Origin of the sequence: Methylomonas sp. LL1 (assembly GCF_015711015.1) — a bacterium.
In the GTDB taxonomy this organism is placed as follows: domain Bacteria; phylum Pseudomonadota; class Gammaproteobacteria; order Methylococcales; family Methylomonadaceae; genus Methylomonas.
On record NZ_CP064653.1, the window covers coordinates 883,182 to 899,165 of the forward strand.

14 protein-coding genes are annotated in these 15,984 nt (G+C 51.2%); 6 read left to right on the forward strand and 8 right to left on the reverse strand.

Annotated features, from left to right (window positions below; translation table 11 throughout):
• Positions 1-20: 20 nt before the first annotated feature.
• From IVG45_RS04570 to IVG45_RS04605, 8 genes are all read right to left on the reverse strand, one after another.
• Entirely contained in the window at positions 21-872 is an 852-nt protein-coding gene (locus tag IVG45_RS04570) for a CheR family methyltransferase (RefSeq protein WP_196436703.1), read from the reverse strand.
• A 375-nt stretch (positions 873-1,247) separates the two neighbouring features.
• A complete protein-coding gene (locus IVG45_RS04575; RefSeq protein WP_196436704.1) occupies positions 1,248-1,799 on the reverse strand; it encodes a chemotaxis protein CheW in 552 nt (183 codons plus the stop codon).
• Positions 1,800-1,841: 42 nt separating this feature from the next.
• Positions 1,842-4,856: a methyl-accepting chemotaxis protein gene (locus IVG45_RS04580; RefSeq protein WP_196436705.1), complete on the reverse strand. Its 3,015-nt coding sequence runs from the start codon at positions 4,854-4,856 to the stop codon at positions 1,842-1,844.
• A gap of 130 nt (positions 4,857-4,986) precedes the next feature.
• Positions 4,987-7,131: a chemotaxis protein CheA gene (locus tag IVG45_RS04585; RefSeq protein ID WP_196436706.1), complete on the reverse strand. Its 2,145-nt coding sequence runs from the start codon at positions 7,129-7,131 to the stop codon at positions 4,987-4,989.
• A gap of 132 nt (positions 7,132-7,263) precedes the next feature.
• Entirely contained in the window at positions 7,264-7,761 is a 498-nt protein-coding gene (locus IVG45_RS04590) for a response regulator (RefSeq protein WP_196436707.1), read from the reverse strand.
• Positions 7,762-8,350: 589 nt separating this feature from the next.
• On the reverse strand, positions 8,351-9,571 hold the full coding sequence (locus IVG45_RS04595) for a PAS domain-containing protein (protein WP_196436708.1): 1,221 nt from the start codon (positions 9,569-9,571) through the stop codon (positions 8,351-8,353).
• A gap of 171 nt (positions 9,572-9,742) precedes the next feature.
• The gene (locus IVG45_RS04600; protein WP_196436709.1) at positions 9,743-10,375 is read right to left on the reverse strand and encodes a response regulator; all 633 of its coding nucleotides are present in this window, start codon (positions 10,373-10,375) and stop codon (positions 9,743-9,745) included.
• Between the two features lie 300 nt (positions 10,376-10,675).
• Entirely contained in the window at positions 10,676-11,386 is a 711-nt protein-coding gene (locus IVG45_RS04605; protein WP_196436710.1) for a sensor histidine kinase, read from the reverse strand.
• A 274-nt stretch (positions 11,387-11,660) separates the two neighbouring features.
• Here IVG45_RS04605 and IVG45_RS04610 point away from each other — a divergent pair, with 274 nt between their 5' ends.
• The 6 genes from IVG45_RS04610 to IVG45_RS04635 all read left to right on the forward strand — a co-directional run bounded on the left by IVG45_RS04610 (position 11,661) and on the right by IVG45_RS04635 (position 15,912).
• A complete protein-coding gene (locus IVG45_RS04610; RefSeq protein ID WP_230874756.1) occupies positions 11,661-12,140 on the forward strand; it encodes a DUF4186 domain-containing protein in 480 nt (159 codons plus the stop codon).
• A gap of 133 nt (positions 12,141-12,273) precedes the next feature.
• Complete coding sequence (trhP, locus tag IVG45_RS04615; RefSeq protein ID WP_196436711.1) at positions 12,274-13,629, forward strand: prephenate-dependent tRNA uridine(34) hydroxylase TrhP; 1,356 nt, start codon at positions 12,274-12,276, stop codon at positions 13,627-13,629.
• Positions 13,630-13,638: 9 nt separating this feature from the next.
• Entirely contained in the window at positions 13,639-14,124 is a 486-nt protein-coding gene (rraA, locus tag IVG45_RS04620; protein ID WP_196436712.1) for a ribonuclease E activity regulator RraA, read from the forward strand.
• Positions 14,125-14,161: 37 nt separating this feature from the next.
• Positions 14,162-15,118, forward strand: coding sequence for a 4-hydroxy-3-methylbut-2-enyl diphosphate reductase (ispH, locus tag IVG45_RS04625; protein WP_196436713.1), 957 nt, complete (start codon positions 14,162-14,164; stop codon positions 15,116-15,118).
• A 43-nt stretch (positions 15,119-15,161) separates the two neighbouring features.
• A complete protein-coding gene (locus tag IVG45_RS04630) occupies positions 15,162-15,521 on the forward strand; it encodes a rhodanese-like domain-containing protein (RefSeq protein WP_196436714.1) in 360 nt (119 codons plus the stop codon).
• Positions 15,514-15,912, forward strand: coding sequence for an RNA-binding S4 domain-containing protein (locus IVG45_RS04635; protein WP_230874757.1), 399 nt, complete (start codon positions 15,514-15,516; stop codon positions 15,910-15,912). Before IVG45_RS04630 ends, IVG45_RS04635 begins: the two co-directional genes overlap by 8 nt.
• Positions 15,913-15,984 lie beyond the last annotated feature (72 nt).

A 15,984-nucleotide genomic window follows, 5' to 3' on the forward strand; every position in this document is an offset into this window, starting at 1 on the left:
GAATAGCGGATTCGGCATGATCATGGCCCAGGTTTGCGATAAATGGATGGGGCTACCGATTCCAGAGCAAGACCCAAATCATTCAAGGTTTCGGAGTGGCTAATAAAAAAATACCCGCCGCCGCGTAACGCCGGCAACAGGCTGCTCACAACCTGACGCTTGGTGTCCCGGCTAAAATAGATCAAGACGTTCCGTAAAAAAATTACATCGAATTGGCTTAGCGTTGGCGGAGCGCCCATCAGGTTATGTTGAAAAAAATGGATGCGATCGCGCAGCTTTTTTTCCATCAGCAACAAACCGGTTTGCGATCCCGTGCCTTTGAGACAATAACGATAGAGGTACTGCTTGGGAATTTCGGCGATGCGTTCGGCCGGATAGATGCCGCCACGGGCCCGCTCCAGTACCCGTGTGCTGATATCCGAGGCTGAAATTTCCCACGGCTCAAGGCCCAGACTATCGTCAAGTAACATGGCCAGGGTGTAAGGCTCTTCGCCGCTGGAACAGGCGGCACTCCACACCCGCAATAGTTGCCCCTTGCGTCTGGCCGGAAGAATTTGTTGCCGTACAAAGTCGAAATGCTTGGGTTCTCGAAAGAAATGAGTTTCGTTGGTGGTCAGTAAATCGATGGCCATTTGCAATTCGGCTTTACCTTCCGAAGCCGTGATCATCCGGTAATATTCGGCAAAGCTTGACAAATTGTAGTGGCGCAAGCGCTTCATCAGCCGGCTGGTCACCAGCGGCTTTTTAACGGACGACATCGTGATTCCGGCAATCCGAAACAGCAGTTTGCTCAGTAAATCGAATTCATGATCATACAGCTTGGGTACGCTATAAGTACCGGAAAAGCCTTCTGTTTGAATGGGTTGCTGCATGATCGCCTTTTCCTAAAGAATATCTCACAGATTTCCTCTCGCTAGTCTGGTTCCAAGTAGAGGCCGGATTGTTTCCAATTCGCTTAAGGATGCGGTAACAATATTCGATTGCTGTTGTCATCAGATCCTGTTGTAGGGGCGAATTCATTCGCCATATGGTCTTTCATTGGGCGAATGAATTCGCCCCTACAATTTTGCTTTTCAAAACTTTTGGAAGTTATATTCTCAGGTGACTTTTTAGAAAGTTTGTACCCACTATCGATGCCAAAACCGCTCAGTCAACGGCAAATTGCTTGGATTGGCTACATTTATTGCCATAAATCGCCTAACTACCTGATCTCCGAATGACGACCGATGGTTGCCGCCGGCGGCTAATTACGCCGCTAGTGCTTGTGCCGGATTTTCTTCGCGCTTGCCGTCGGAGGCAACGCCGGCCAACGCCGCGATTTCGTCCATCGCCAGCACGTAATCGACGTTCAGGATGATCACAAACTCATCGTTCACCTTACCGACAGCGCTGATGAAATCGGTGCGTATATGCGAGCCGAAGGAGGGTGGCGGTTTGATTTCCGATGTTGGAATCTCCATCACCGCGCTGACACCGTCCACCATCACGCCGACATCCTGTTTATCATCGTCGTCATCGCCGACTTCGATGATAATGATGCAGGTACGCCGGGTCAGCTGTGCCGGTGGTTTGTCGAAGCGCGCGCCAAGATCGACGACGGGTACCACGCCGCCGCGTAGATTGATCACTCCACGGATAAAGTCGGGCATCCTCGGTACCGTGGTCAGGCGGCCCACTTCGGTAATTTCCTTGATGACCAGGATGTTCATCGCGAACATTTCCCTACCCAGCATGAATATCAAGTATTGGCCCTGTTCGGAGGGTTCGGTTGTGATTAACTCGGTGTGTTTTGAATCCATGATTTTCTCCTTACACTGTTCGGCTTATTTCCCGGCGCATGCTTATTCGGCACTGAAACGAATGAATTCTGCCTCGTCCCCGGATTCGATGGTCGGCATCGCCGCCATCACAGCGCCCCTAGAGGTGGGCGCGGAGGCTCTATGCACCAGTTTTAGATCTCCGGTTGCCCGGCGCATACCGCCGCCACGGGTGCCGGATACTTTAAAGAACGCCATCAGTTCACGCAGTTGATTGGATTGCGACTTGAGCTCTTCCGAGGTGGCGGCCAGTTCTTCGGATGAACTGGCATTTTGCTGAGTGACTTGGTTCAATTGGCTCATCGCGGTATTGATCTGACCGACACCGGCGGATTGTTCCTCGGAGGCGGCGGCAATTTCCTGCACCAAATCGGAGGTTTTCTTGATCGACGGCACGATTTGATCCAACAATGTGCCGGCGGATTCCGCCATGCCGACGCTGCTGGATGCCAGTTGACCGATTTCCTGAGCCGCCACTTGCGAGCGTTCCGCCAATTTGCGAACTTCGGCCGCGACTACCGCAAAACCCTTGCCGTGATCGCCGGCACGGGCGGCCTCGATTGCCGCATTCAGCGCCAGCAGATTGGTCTGATAGGCAATGTCATCGATGATGCTGATTTTGTCGGCAATGCTCTTCATCGCCGTGACGGTTTGTTTGACGGCATCGCCGCCTTCGACGGCCTCCTTGGAAGCCTTGGTCGCCATGCCGTCGGTGACTTTGGCATTTTCGGTGTTTTGATTCACCGAAGCCGACATTTGCTCGATCGAGGCCGAGGTCTCCTCGACGCTGGCGGCTTGTTCGCTGGCCGCCTGACTCAAGCTTTGCGCGGTGATGTTGACTTGTTCCGAAGCGTTGTTGACCGCATCGGTGGTGGAGTTGACATCGGTAACGATTTGCGACAACCGGCCCAGCGTGCTGTTGAGCGTTTCCTTCAACTCCAGCAATTTGCCTCGATAATCGCCATTCACCATCCGGGTCAGATCGCCTTGCTCCATCGCGATCATGGATGCCATGGCCTCGTTGACCGGGCCTATCACCGCATCCAGCGTGTCGTTCACCCCTTGGACGATTTTGCGGAAGTCGCCTTGATGCTTGGTCGCATCGGCGCGCGTTTCCAACTTGCCGTCGACGGCGGCTTGCGCCAGCATCGAGGCGTCGGCCACCATTGCATTGACCGCATCGATACAGGTGTTCAGATTATTTTTCAGGATATTGAAATCGCCGTTGTAACTATCGGTGATTTTGGCTGGAATCGCGCCCTTGGAAATGTTATCGACATAAGCTGCAGCCACGTTCAATGGACCAATCACCGCATCCAGCGTATCGTCTACACCTTGAACAATTTTACGGAAATCACCTTGGTGCTTGCTCGCATCGGCGCGGGTGGCCAGACGGCCTTCCACGGCGGCTATCGACAGCATGTTGGCATCGGCTACCAGTGCGTTAACCGCATCAATGCAGGTGTTGAGGTTGTTTTTCAGGATATTGAAATCGCCGTTGTAGGTGTCGGTGATTTTGGCCGGAATAGCGCCCTTGGAAATGTTATCGACATAACTAGCAGCCACGTTCAAAGGTCCAATCACCGCATCCAACGTATCATTCACGCCTTCGACAATTTTGCGGAAATCACCTTGATGTTTGGTTGCATCGGCGCGGGTGGCCAGACGGCCCTCCACCGCGGCTATCGACAGCATGTTGGCATCGGCTACCAGTGCGTTAACCGCATCAATGCAGGTGTTGAGGTTGTTTTTCAGGATATTGAAATCGCCGTTGTAGGTGTCGGTGATTTTGGCCGGAATAGCGCCCTTGGAAATGTTATCGATATAAGTTGCAGCCACGTTCAATGGACCGATCACCGCATCCAACGTATCGTCAACACCTTGAACAATTTTACGGAAATCCCCTAGATGCTTGCTCGCATCGGCGCGGGTGGCCAGACGGCCTTCCACGGCGGCTACCGACAGCATGTTGGCATCGGCTACCAGCGCGTTGACCGCATCGATACAGGTGTTGAGGTTATTTTTCAGGATATTGAAATCGCCGTTGTAACTGTCGGTGATCTTGGCTGGAATCGCACCCTTGGAAATCTTGTCGACATAATCGGCCGCCACGTTCAATGGCCCAATCACCGCATCCAGTGTGCCATTAACCCCTTCGACAATTTTACGGAAGTCACCTTGATGCTTGGTTGCATCGGCGCGGGTGGCCAGACGGCCCTCCACCGCGGCTTTGGACAACTGGTCGGCATCGATTACCAGTGCCTGAATTGACAGTACCATGTTTTTCATCGCCGCCATGATGCTGGTGCTGTCGCCGGCTTTGAGTTCGATTTGAGTACTGAGATCGCCGCCGGCAATTTTATTAGCCAAGCCGGATACGAATGCCGGCTCGCCGCCCAATTGGCGCATCAGATTGTGGGTGATAAACCAGCCGAGCAGGGCGGTAAACAGCACGACTATGCTCGAAATAATGCCGGACATCAGGGCCGCATTGTCATTGGCTTCAGCCGCTACATTCGCCCCTTTTTTCGCCAGCTCTACGTTATATTCCATGTGTGTAGTGAATGCGGCGTTCAATCTATCGACTTGCGGGGTCAAGTCCGTCAGCATGGCGTTAGCGAGATCCTTCTTGTTCTGGCGGGAGAGGTCCAGAATTTTTTCCATGCCAATTGTGTATTCGTTAAAAGAGGTGACATCCTCATCCAGCATTTGCTTATCCTTGGCATCGGCTATCGTGGTCTCATACTCTTTCAGGCTACTCGTTATTTTGTTTTGCGCCTCCTTGAGCTTGGTTTCGATTTCCGCCGTCTTACTCGCATCGGCATTCAGAATATGCCGGTACAACTGAATACGCATGCGGCCGAGCGACTCGGTAGCCTTATCCAGCATCACGATCGCGGGCACGCTGTTGACATTGGCAAAATTGGCTTTTTCATAAACCTCGTCCATCTTGCTGTGTCCTAGCCAGGCCAAGCCCACCAAGCCCATGATGGCGGCGGCCACCAGTAAAATCATCATATTGTTAACGGTCATCTTCATGGCATTTACTCCTCGCTATATTTAAGCGACAAAAATTGCTTGGTTTATCAATTAAACTTGTTAAGAAATCACGCATACAGCGCTTGAAAGCCATGTAGGCTTATTGGGTGTCGATGATTCGATTGCTTGGCTAGACGTTGTAAGGCACCGGATACATCTGTTCGTGCTCGACCTGATGCAACAGTCCCCCCACGTCCAAGACTAGCGCCACGTCGCCGCTGCCTAGTATGGTAAATCCGCCGATGTCCTTGGTTTTGCTGAACACCTTGCCCAGACGCTTGATGACGGTTTGGAATTCGCCCATCAATTTGTCCACCACCAGTCCGGCTTTTTGACCGGCGTAGCGAACCACCACCACACTTTCGCGTTCGGCTCGCTGTCCGGCCTGCGAGAAATAATCATGTAAGCGGATGTAAGGCAGCACTTCGCCGCGTAATTTTAAATATTCCTTGCCGTCGGATTGGCAGTCCCAGGCCGCCAGTTCGATGCATTCTTCCACCATCTCGAGCGGCAGCACATAAGCTGAATCGCCTACGCCCACTAAAAAGCCATCGATGATCGCCAGCGTCAGCGGCAGACGTATCCTTACCGTGGTGCCTACGCCTTCATGGCTCTCCAGTTCGACCGAACCTCGCAGGTTTTCGATATTGCGCCGCACCACATCCATGCCGACGCCACGCCCGGAAAGATTGCTGACCTGATCGGCGGTAGAAAAGCCGGCCTCGAAAATCAGGTTATAAATTTCACGATCGCTGAGAGTTTGGCCTTCGCTGATCAGGCCGCGTTCAACCGCCTTGGCGAAAATACGGTCCCGGTTCAGGCCTCGGCCGTCGTCAGCCACTTCAATCACAATGCTGCCTGAATCGTGATAGGCGTTGAGTCGCAAGGTGCCTTTTTCCGGCTTGCCGGCCTCGCGGCGCGCGTCGGCCGGTTCTATGCCGTGATCCATCGCATTGCGTACCAGATGGGTCAGCGGGTCGCCGATTTTTTCGACCACCGTTTTATCCAGTTCGGTTTCGGCGCCGTTGACCACCAACTCGATTTCCTTGCCCAGCTCTAGGCTGACATCGCGCACCACGCGCTGAAAGCGGCTGAAGGTGGAACCGATCTGGACCATGCGCAGATTGAGCGCTGAATCGCGTACTTCCTCGACCAGACGTTGCAGGGTCGAGGTGGATTCCAACAGTTCGGGTATACCGGCATTTTTGGCAATCTGTCCGGTGCCGGCACCACAGATGATCAGTTCGCCGACCAGATTGATCAGTTGATCGAGCTTTTCCGCGTCGACCCTGATAAAGCGGTTGTCGGTACTCTTGTTTTCCTTAACTTGCTTAAGTTCGGCCGGTTGCGCATTACTTTTTTGCATTTCCAGCGGAACTAATGAAACGGTATCGGCGGCATGGCTAGGATGGCGCATCGCTTGTACGCTCGATAGTTCGCTCGGCGTCAACGTGCCGCATTTCAGTAAAATGCTGCCGATACGTTCGTCATCTTCCGGCACCGATTCGATCAGCTGAAAATAGTCGGATAGCTGACTATGCGGCGGCAGTATCAGTATTTGGCTGTCTTCGCGGACGAAATCGAACACGCCATTAATGTCGTCCTGATTGGCTTCGCTCCTAAAAGCAACTTCAAAGCCTAAGTAACAGCTTTCCGGGTCCATTTGGCTTTCCGCTGGCATGGCATCCGGCAAGGTGACGATGTGTTCGACATGGCCTAAGGTGGACAGGTATCGGAGAAACGACAAAGGGTCCATGCCGCTACGCAGCACATCGGCGCCGAATCGCAGGGAAAGGTGCCAAAGCTCGCTTTCCGACCTGTCGCCTTGCGGGTGTTCCGCGGGCAAGGCGACAGGTGTTGTTGGTTGCTGTATACCTTCCGTTTTGCCGATATGGCTGAACAATTGATCAATTAGCCGTTGGCTTGTTTCTTCGATGTCCGGCGTCAGGACTACGCTGCCGGCGGAGACTTGGTCGATTAACAGTGAAATATGGTCACGGCTTTCCAATAACATCGCCACCAATTCGGTGCCCAGTTCCAGTTCGGCGCTTCGTACCTTGTCCAGCACGCTTTCGGCGGCATGGGTAAACTTGACGATATGATCGAGGCCGAACAGGCCCGCCGAACCCTTGATGGTATGAGCGGCGCGGAACAAGGCATTCACTAGTTCCGGATCGAGTTGCGAGTGTTCGCACCGCAACAGGGCATCCTCCATTTCCCGCAGCAGATCACGACTCTCCGCGATAAAGGTCTGCAATGCATCGTCAATGTTCATGTCAGCTCCCTGGATTAGACCTCAAGTCGTTTGACTGGCCTCTATCCTGACAAGAAATAGGGTTTTGGGCTATCGGGTGATGCTGATTTGGCTATAGGAATTATCGTGCCGGGATAAGACTATTCTTATGGCTCATTCGGGTTGGCCACGGCTAATCCACTTGGCTAACACCGTCAATAATTCGTCTACATCCACCGGTTTTCTGACAAAGTCATTCATGCCGTACTTTAGACAATCCTTGGTTTCGTTGTCCATCATCGTGGCGGAAAGTCCGATAATGGGCAGTAGGCTATATTCCTCAATTGCCCGTAAACGGGTAGTCGCTTCATAGCCATTCATGACCGGCATGTGGATGTCCATGATGATAGCGTCATAGGGACTGCTAGGGTTTTCTGTCTGGTTGCGTTCTATGAGTTGCAAGGCATGCAAGCCATTTTCGGCGGTGTCTACGTCGGTCGCAAAATGCAGTAGAAAGGTTTTGAATAAATTGCGGTTGAGTTCAAAATCTTCCACAATCAAAATTTTAGTGCCGCGGAGAAATGCGCGGTTGTTGAGTCGACCCGCATCCTGCTGGTGGGTGGCTGTTGAACTAGCCATTGCTACGGAGTTTTTATGATATTGATCGGCCATGGTTTTACCTCATTCCGCTGATTCGCGCGGGTAAGCCAACGAATATTCGCCATTCCGATCGCTCCCGATGGATTGCGAACAAATGGTTGCTCATTACGAAAATCCGATAGTTTCAAGGCGGTAACGAAGTTGAATGGGGGTCGTTTCCGCGCGTTACGTTCCGGTTATTCTGAATCCCGCATCAATCACCGAAAGGGCGTTAGCTTCCCGGACGGCAGATTCATCCCGACGGTGTCTCTATTTGCCTAGCATTTGGCTTGTTTGGCTATCGGCTATGCCTGGTTTTTGACTAAGAATGTCTGTAATTGGAATAGGAATTTTCCGAGACCATGCTGTTTCGGAGATTTTCATTTTTTATCGGAATAAATAAGCGGTTATCGCTTTGTTTGATCCAATATTCGGCATGGGTTAACTTCTATCGACGTGCGTAGCGGATCGACTTGACACATCGGTAAATCGAAATAGGGCGGATAGCTGGGCGGGCCATGCATGGCATCGCAAACGGATTTTTGGGCATAAACGGGCGCATGTTGGGTACGCCAGGGCGCTTGCAGGTCGAAACTAATTTTATACGCGATGGGATGGAACATCAGGTTTCAGGATGAATAAAAGATTCCTCCACCGTCACGCCGGCCGCGCCGATAGCCTGCAGCATAGTCGCTTGTAGGTTGTTAGCTTTGCGCAATTCGTTACACACCAAATACTCTCTTTCAAGCTGGTTACACAGTTCGGTATTACAGGATTCCAAGATCACAATTCGCTTTTCCAATTGTTCGGTGCGAGATTGAACATGCTGATCCAGGAAATAGCGATGTGTTTCCAGTTCGTCCCGCATGCTCTTGAGGTCGGTAATATCCCGTATCACGCCTTGGAAAAACATGGCTTGTCCGCTGTGGTTCCTGATAATGCGGGCTTCGTCAACAAACCAATGCAATTTGCCGTGGCGGCCCAATGCTCGGTATTCGCAATGGAACAACTCTCCGGTTTCACAACTTTTGGCAAAAGCGCGTTCAACCATGGTCCGGTCTTGTTCTAAAATACATTGAAAGCGGAGGTCCGGATTGGATAGCCATGTTTCGCGGTCGTAACCCATGGACTCGATTTGGGGGCTGACATACAGCCACTGATGGCTGATTTGCAACGATGCAATATAGGTAATAGCCGGAATATGCTCAATCAGGGTGCGATACAGCGTTTCTATCTGTTGTTTTTCGTGCGCTAGGCGCCTATTGTCCAACATGCGCTGAATCAATACGGGTAACAACTTGAGATAATGGCCGTCCTCGTCCTTTATCAGAAACTCATGTATGCCTCGCCTGACGGCTTCAATTGCTAGCTCGGGTTTATGTGGAGGAACCAGTTTTAATAGCGGTAATTGCAATCCGCTGGTCAACTCGGTCAGCCGGCCTAAAAACTCCAGGCAGTCCATGTCCGGCAACGAACAGTCGAGTAAGATACAGTCAAAGGCGTCTTGGCATGCCAGGTGCAGACCTTCTCCGCCGTTTCCGGCTTCCACCAGCTCGACATTGAAATCACTGGTTTGCTGTAGTGCATTGCGACAGGCGTGGCGATCTTCGGTATTTTTTTGGATCAGGAGTACTCTTACGTGAGCTGGTATTAGGCCGGATTGTGTGCGATGCGGGATATTGGTCGAGGGTAGCGGCAAAACATTGGCTCGATCAGTGTCCGAATGCGGCGGCTGGCGATTTTTTTTGGCCCTGGGAATGGGTACGACATTTCCGCCTGGCCCAAACGAAGCTTGTTTTCGTGCGAATTGCTCGTTACCCAGTATCGTGCCTATGTCGTTCATCTCAACCCCCCTGGTTGCTGCATGTTTATCAATAACAGCGGAAGCGGTTCAACTGTTCCAATGGGGTAATGTTGACAAAAAAAATCTCTAGTCTCTATCGGGCTACGCCGATTTTGTCCTAGGAATAAGTGATGGTTGGGTAGGAATTTTCCGATGAGGCCAGCCTCTACGTTATTCGAACAAGCGATGTTGCAATGCGTATTTCACCAGTTCGGCGGTGCTGCTGACTTGCATTTTTTCCATCAAGTGAATCTTGTGGGTACTAACTGTCTTGTTACTGATTTTAAGCCGTTCGGCTATTTGATTGACGCCTTGCCCATCCGTCAATAGCCGGAAGATTTCAAACTCACGATTCGATAAATGCTTGTGTTGCGCGTTTTCCTCGATGTCGGTCGGTGCGAAAATCAGTTGCTCGGCCATTTGTGCATTGATAAACCTGCCGCCGTCGGCAGTCTTACGGATTGCCAGCAACAGCTCTTCCGCCGCCGATTCCTTGCCGATATAACCATTGGCGCCGGCCTTGATTGCGCGCGCAACCATGGCGACATCTTGATGCATGCTCAGGATCAGAATCGGCAAACTAAAACCGTGGCTGCGAATCCGGACAATAAGGTCGACTCCGCTTGGCTCGGGCATGGACATATCCAGCAGCAGCAATTCGACCGCTTGATTGCGCAGATAATCCAATACTTCATAACCGCAGGTAGCCTCGCCGACAACAGTCATATCCGGTACCGAGGTGATCAAGTTTTTCAAGCCCTTTCGAACAATTGGGTGATCGTCAGCCAATAGGACACGTATCATTAAACTATCTCCATCTGTGCAAGAGTTTTACTGGAAGGATTGAACGAAAGTTTCCTCATTCGCGATTGAGTCGTTGCTGTTTCCGTTGGATTTTTAAACCGAGACCAAGAAGCCCGGAAAGCAAAAACCCTATCAGTTTGGCCCATCCGATAGGGGCTAATGCCCCTTCTAAGCCGACTCTAAGTACCGATAATGCTTGAATAAATTGATGACTGGTTTCGACCGAAAATTTTCGAGCGACTAACTAATTATTAGTTTCGCTGTTTTTGCTTCGCAAGACAATATTTTATCAAGGGTTTTTCATCCGAATGATTCCGGCGGAATCCTTAGCCTCAGTGCTGTACCTATGTTTTTTGAACTGGCAATTTCGATTTGTCCGCCTAGCGCGAATGCACATTCGTCCATTAAAGACAGCCCCGAACGCTTTTGGTGGGGCGCGGTATCGTGAGGATCAAATCCCCGTCCGCTATCACTGACAACGACTTCAAGACCGGTATCGGATGCGTAATTGCAGGTAATACTGACCTTGCAAGGTCCCGCATGCCGGATTACGTTGTCTAAAGATTCATGGATAATGCGGAAAAATACCGTGGCGAAAGTTCGGTCAAATGCCTTGCATTCGCCGGATATAGTCAGCGCGCATGGTAACTTATGCCGTCGTTCAAAGATATGACAAAGCCGATTTAAAACCGTTGCCACATTGGGTTCGGCATCCCCGGTTCGCAGATTATCGATTAAATGGCAGATGGATTGCATGCAACGTTCCGTCAACATCAACATACCGTTAGCCGTTTCCGTCATATCCTTGTCGTCTTGATGCCGCAGTTTGAATAGCGAAATTTGCATGCTGAGTGCGGTCAGTAATTGCCCTAAATCATCGTGTAATTCGCGAGCAACCGCGTTGGATTCTCTCTCCAAAATCGCATTCCATTGCTTGTTGATTGCTAATAAACGTTGCCGCAGGCAAGCTTGGGTAAATTCCGCGCCGATGGGGTTCAATTCATCCTTCATGACCATTATCTTGAGTGCTTAAATGTTGTTTTGTCCGAATCATTGTCGTGTCGCTTCAAAATATTCGTCGACTCCAGAATTGCCAATCAACCTAGGTTTGCGCCGGCATAGACAGCCCCATGATGGATTGCACTGATAAGCGTCCCACAAGTAGGCGCGGCTGGTGGCGCTGGCGGATTGACGTAATCCGAGTCTATAGTCTTCGAAAACCACTATGGAGTCACGCGTTGAAAACGTTTAAGGCCCAAGCCTTCGCGGGGCAAGAACGCGCGTAATGACGGGATTTTTACGGCATAGCCATCATTTGCGCTATAAACAGTCGCTTTTATACCTAAAAACAGCGGTCATGGATAGGCCGATTAATCCGCCGACGATGCCTATGAGAAACCTTGAACAACTGTTCGCCGCGCTTGCCAAATCCGCGTTTCGCGGCAAATTTCATTTGCAAGATAAGGATTTGCATTATATACAGGCGAAAGGGTTGCCGACGATACTCGATCACGCGCGCGATTTTATTGGCAAGCGTCTGGCTCCCGGTTTTATCCCCAACGATGGCAAACAGACGCCTTTTCGCGGACATCCCGTGTTCGTCGCGCAGCATGCAACCGCCTGTTGTTGCCGAAGTTGTTTGCAAAAATGGCATGGGATAGAGCAGGGGCGTAAGCTGAGTGCTATTGAGCAAGACTACATTATCGAAGTACTGCGGCACTGGCTACAGCGGGAAATCAATCGATTCACCGAAAACAGCCATTGACATGTTCAATGAGCCCGGCTTGCTAGGAATTGATAGGCTATAGGGTCAAATTAGCCTCGGGGTGTGGAGTTTGCAAAGATCGGGCCTGATTATTTGTTAAAATGCCGCGCATTCAAATCATTGTCTACTCAATATGAAACACGTCGAACTCCTTTCTCCCGCCGGTACCCTACGTAACATGCGTTATGCCTTTGCGTTTGGCGCGGATGCGGTATATGCCGGCCAACCGCGTTACAGCCTGCGCGTGCGCAACAACGATTTTCTGGCCGATAACTTGGCTAAAGGCATTGCGGAAGCGCATCAGCTGGGAAAAAAGTTTTTTTTGGCGGCCAACGTGATTCCGCATAACGCCAAGATCAAAACCTTTGTCAAGGATATGGCGCCGATCATTGCCATGCAGCCGGATGCCTTGATCATGGCCGATCCCGGCTTGATCATGATGACGCGCGAAAATTGGCCGGAGATGCCGATTCACCTGTCGGTGCAAGCCAATACTGTCAATTTTGCCACGGTTAAGTTCTGGCAGCGGATGGGGGTGGAACGGGTGATTCTGTCACGGGAATTGTCACTGGACGAGATTGCCGAAATTCGCCAGGAATGTCCGGACATGGAACTGGAGGTTTTCGTGCATGGCGCGCTCTGTATCGCTTATTCCGGCCGTTGTCTGCTATCGGGCTATTTCAATCACCGCGACCCCAATCAAGGCACCTGTACCAATTCTTGCCGTTGGAAGTACGACACCGTACCGGCCCGGGAAAATGCCGAAGGTGATTATGTGTTGGACGAGAGTTCGGTATTGTCGATGGACGATCTGAACCAAAGCCTGAATACCGCCAGTTGCGGCGGCGCCGAACGCCATCCCTTGGCCGACAATATTTATTTTCTGGAAGAAGAAGGGCGTAAGGGCGAATTGCTGCCGGTGATGGAAGATGAAAACGGCACCTATATCATGAATTCCAAGGATTTGCGTGCCATCGAGCATGTACAGCGTCTGGTTGAAATCGGTGTCGATAGCCTGAAAATCGAAGGCCGTACCAAATCGCATTATTACGTGGCCCGCACCGCCCAAACCTACCGGCAAGCGATAGACGATGCGCTGGCCGGTAGGCCATTCCAGCCCGAGTTGATCGGAGTGCTGGATAATCTGGCTAACCGCGGTTATACCGATGGTTTTTATCAACGCCATCATACCCACGAGCATCAAAACTATATTTCCGGCTATTCGAAAAGTCACCAACAGCAGTTTTGCGGGGAAATTACCGCCTACGATACCGCAACCGGTCTGGCCGATGTCGGCGTAAAAAATAAATTCGCGGTGGGTGATAGGTTGGAAATGATTTTGCCGACGGGTAACCGTGATATAACCGTGGACAGTATGCTGGATAAATACGGCAATCCGATGCGGGAAGCACCAGGCGGTGGTTATGAGGTGAAGATTCCATTGCCGGATGCCGAGTGCGAATATGGGTTGCTGGCACGTTATTTTTAGGAGGCTATCATGTCGTTTGTAACGGCCGATCTCTGTGACCGCTTCTCCGGTCAGGAAAACTTTCAAATCGCCGAACCACTGTTTCGGCACTTTGGCGGCAATCGCCGGTTTTGCGGGCGCATCTCGACGCTTAAAGTGTTCGAGGATAATTCCTTGGTGCGTACCGCGTTGGAGGAAAAAGGCTATGATCGGGTGCTGGTGGTTGACGGCGGCGGCTCCAGGCGGTGCGCTTTGTTTGGCGATACGCTTGCCGGTTTGGCGGTCGAAAACGGCTGGCGGGGTATTATTATTTACGGTTGCATACGGGGTGTTGAACTGATCGATCAAATGCCGATTGGCGTGATGGCATTGAATACGCATCCCTTGCGCAGCAGTAAGCATGGCGAGGGTCACCGCGATGTGATGATCACTTTCGCCGGCGTCAATTTCAAGCAGGATCATTATTTATATGCCGACGCGGACGGAATTATCGTTTCGGAAACAAAATTAGATTAAAATCGTTCCATCTTTACCCAGTAAAATACTCAAGAATATGCAAATCGTACTCGCAAACCCACGTGGATTCTGTGCCGGCGTTGACCGGGCTATTGAAATTGTCGATCAAGCCATTGATACATTTGGCGCGCCGATCTATGTGCGGCATGAAGTGGTGCATAATCGCACGGTAGTGGATGGCCTGAAACAAAAGGGCGCCATTTTTATCGAGGATTTGAGCGATGTGCCGGTTGGATCGTATCTGATCTTTAGTGCTCACGGCGTGTCGAAAGAAGTACAAAAAGAAGCCGAACAGCGTAAATTAACCGTCTTCGATGCCACCTGCCCATTAGTGACCAAGGTACACATGCAGGTTGCCAAACACGCCAAGCAAGATAGAGAAGTCATATTGATCGGCCATGCCGGCCATCCGGAAGTGGAAGGCACGATGGGCCAGTACGATAAATGCACTGAACATGGTGATATTTATTTGGTGGAAACCCCGGAAGACGTCAAAAACCTGAAGGTCAATAATCCGGATAATCTGGCTTATGTGACTCAAACCACCTTGTCGATGACTGATACCAAGGTCATGGTCGACGCCTTGCGCGAACGGTTTTCTTCCATCAAGGAACAGAAAAAGGACGACATTTGTTACGCCACCCAAAACCGTCAAGATGCCGTGCATGACTTGGCCAAGATTTCGGATTTAATTTTAGTGGTAGGGTCACCGAACAGTTCCAATTCCAACCGCTTACGCGAAATTGCCGAGCAATTGGGCAAATCGGCCCATTTGATTGATACCTACAAGGACATGAAACAGGAATGGCTGGCGGGAATCGAGGTGGTTGGCGTGACGGCCGGAGCTTCGGCGCCCGAAGTGTTGGTACAGGAAGTGATTAATCAGTTGAAGGAATGGGGCGGAGAAAGTACTGTAGTCAGGGAGAACAAAGGCATCGAAGAAAAAGTGGTGTTTTCCATCCCCAAGGAATTAAAAAAACACATGGAAGCCTGATCGAAAGCAGGCATTTTATATTCACGGCAAATGGAGATTTAACATGAGCATAACCGCGCAAGATATGGTTGCCGCAGCTAAGCAACAAATCAAGGAAATTGATAGCGCTACCGCGCAAAGCTGGTTGGACAACAGTTTGGTGCTTGATGTCCGCGAGCCGGCCGAATTCGCGGCCGGACATCTGCCCGGTGCCGTCAATATTCCACGCGGCCTGTTGGAATTCAAGATCGACAGTCACCCGGATTTTCAAGCTAAGCAGAATGCGGATATCGTGGTGTACTGCCAAACCGGTGGCCGCTCCGCGTTGGCGACTTTGGCCTTGAATCAGCTGGGCTATGAAAAGGCGGTCAGCATGGCCGGCGGTTTTAAAACCTGGGCGGAGAGTGGCTTGCCTCTTGGCTGAAATCTCCGAAGTTCGTATCGATAAATGGCTGTGGGCCGCGAGGTTTTTCAAAACCCGCGGCCTGGCGGCCGACGCCGTCAATGGCGGGAAAGTGCATGTCAACGGCCAGCGCTGCAAACCGGGCAAAAACATCAAAATCGGCGATTTGATCAGGGTACACAAAGATCAATACAGCTGGGAAATCGAAGTCACCGATCTGAACAAGCAGCGTCGGCCCGCCAAGGAAGCGTCCTTGCTGTACCAGGAAGATCAGGACAGCATCGGCAAACGTCAGCGGCAAATGGAATTGCATAAGCAACAACAAGCGTTGCAGCACCCTTCCGAACGCGAGCGTAAGCCCAACAAAAAACAACGCCGGTTGATACATCGATTCAAACAAGACGCCAGTTAAACCGCGTCGCGCCTACAAAAACAATAGCCACAATACCTGCTTCAATTTATCATTCCATCCGCTTCGCAAAGG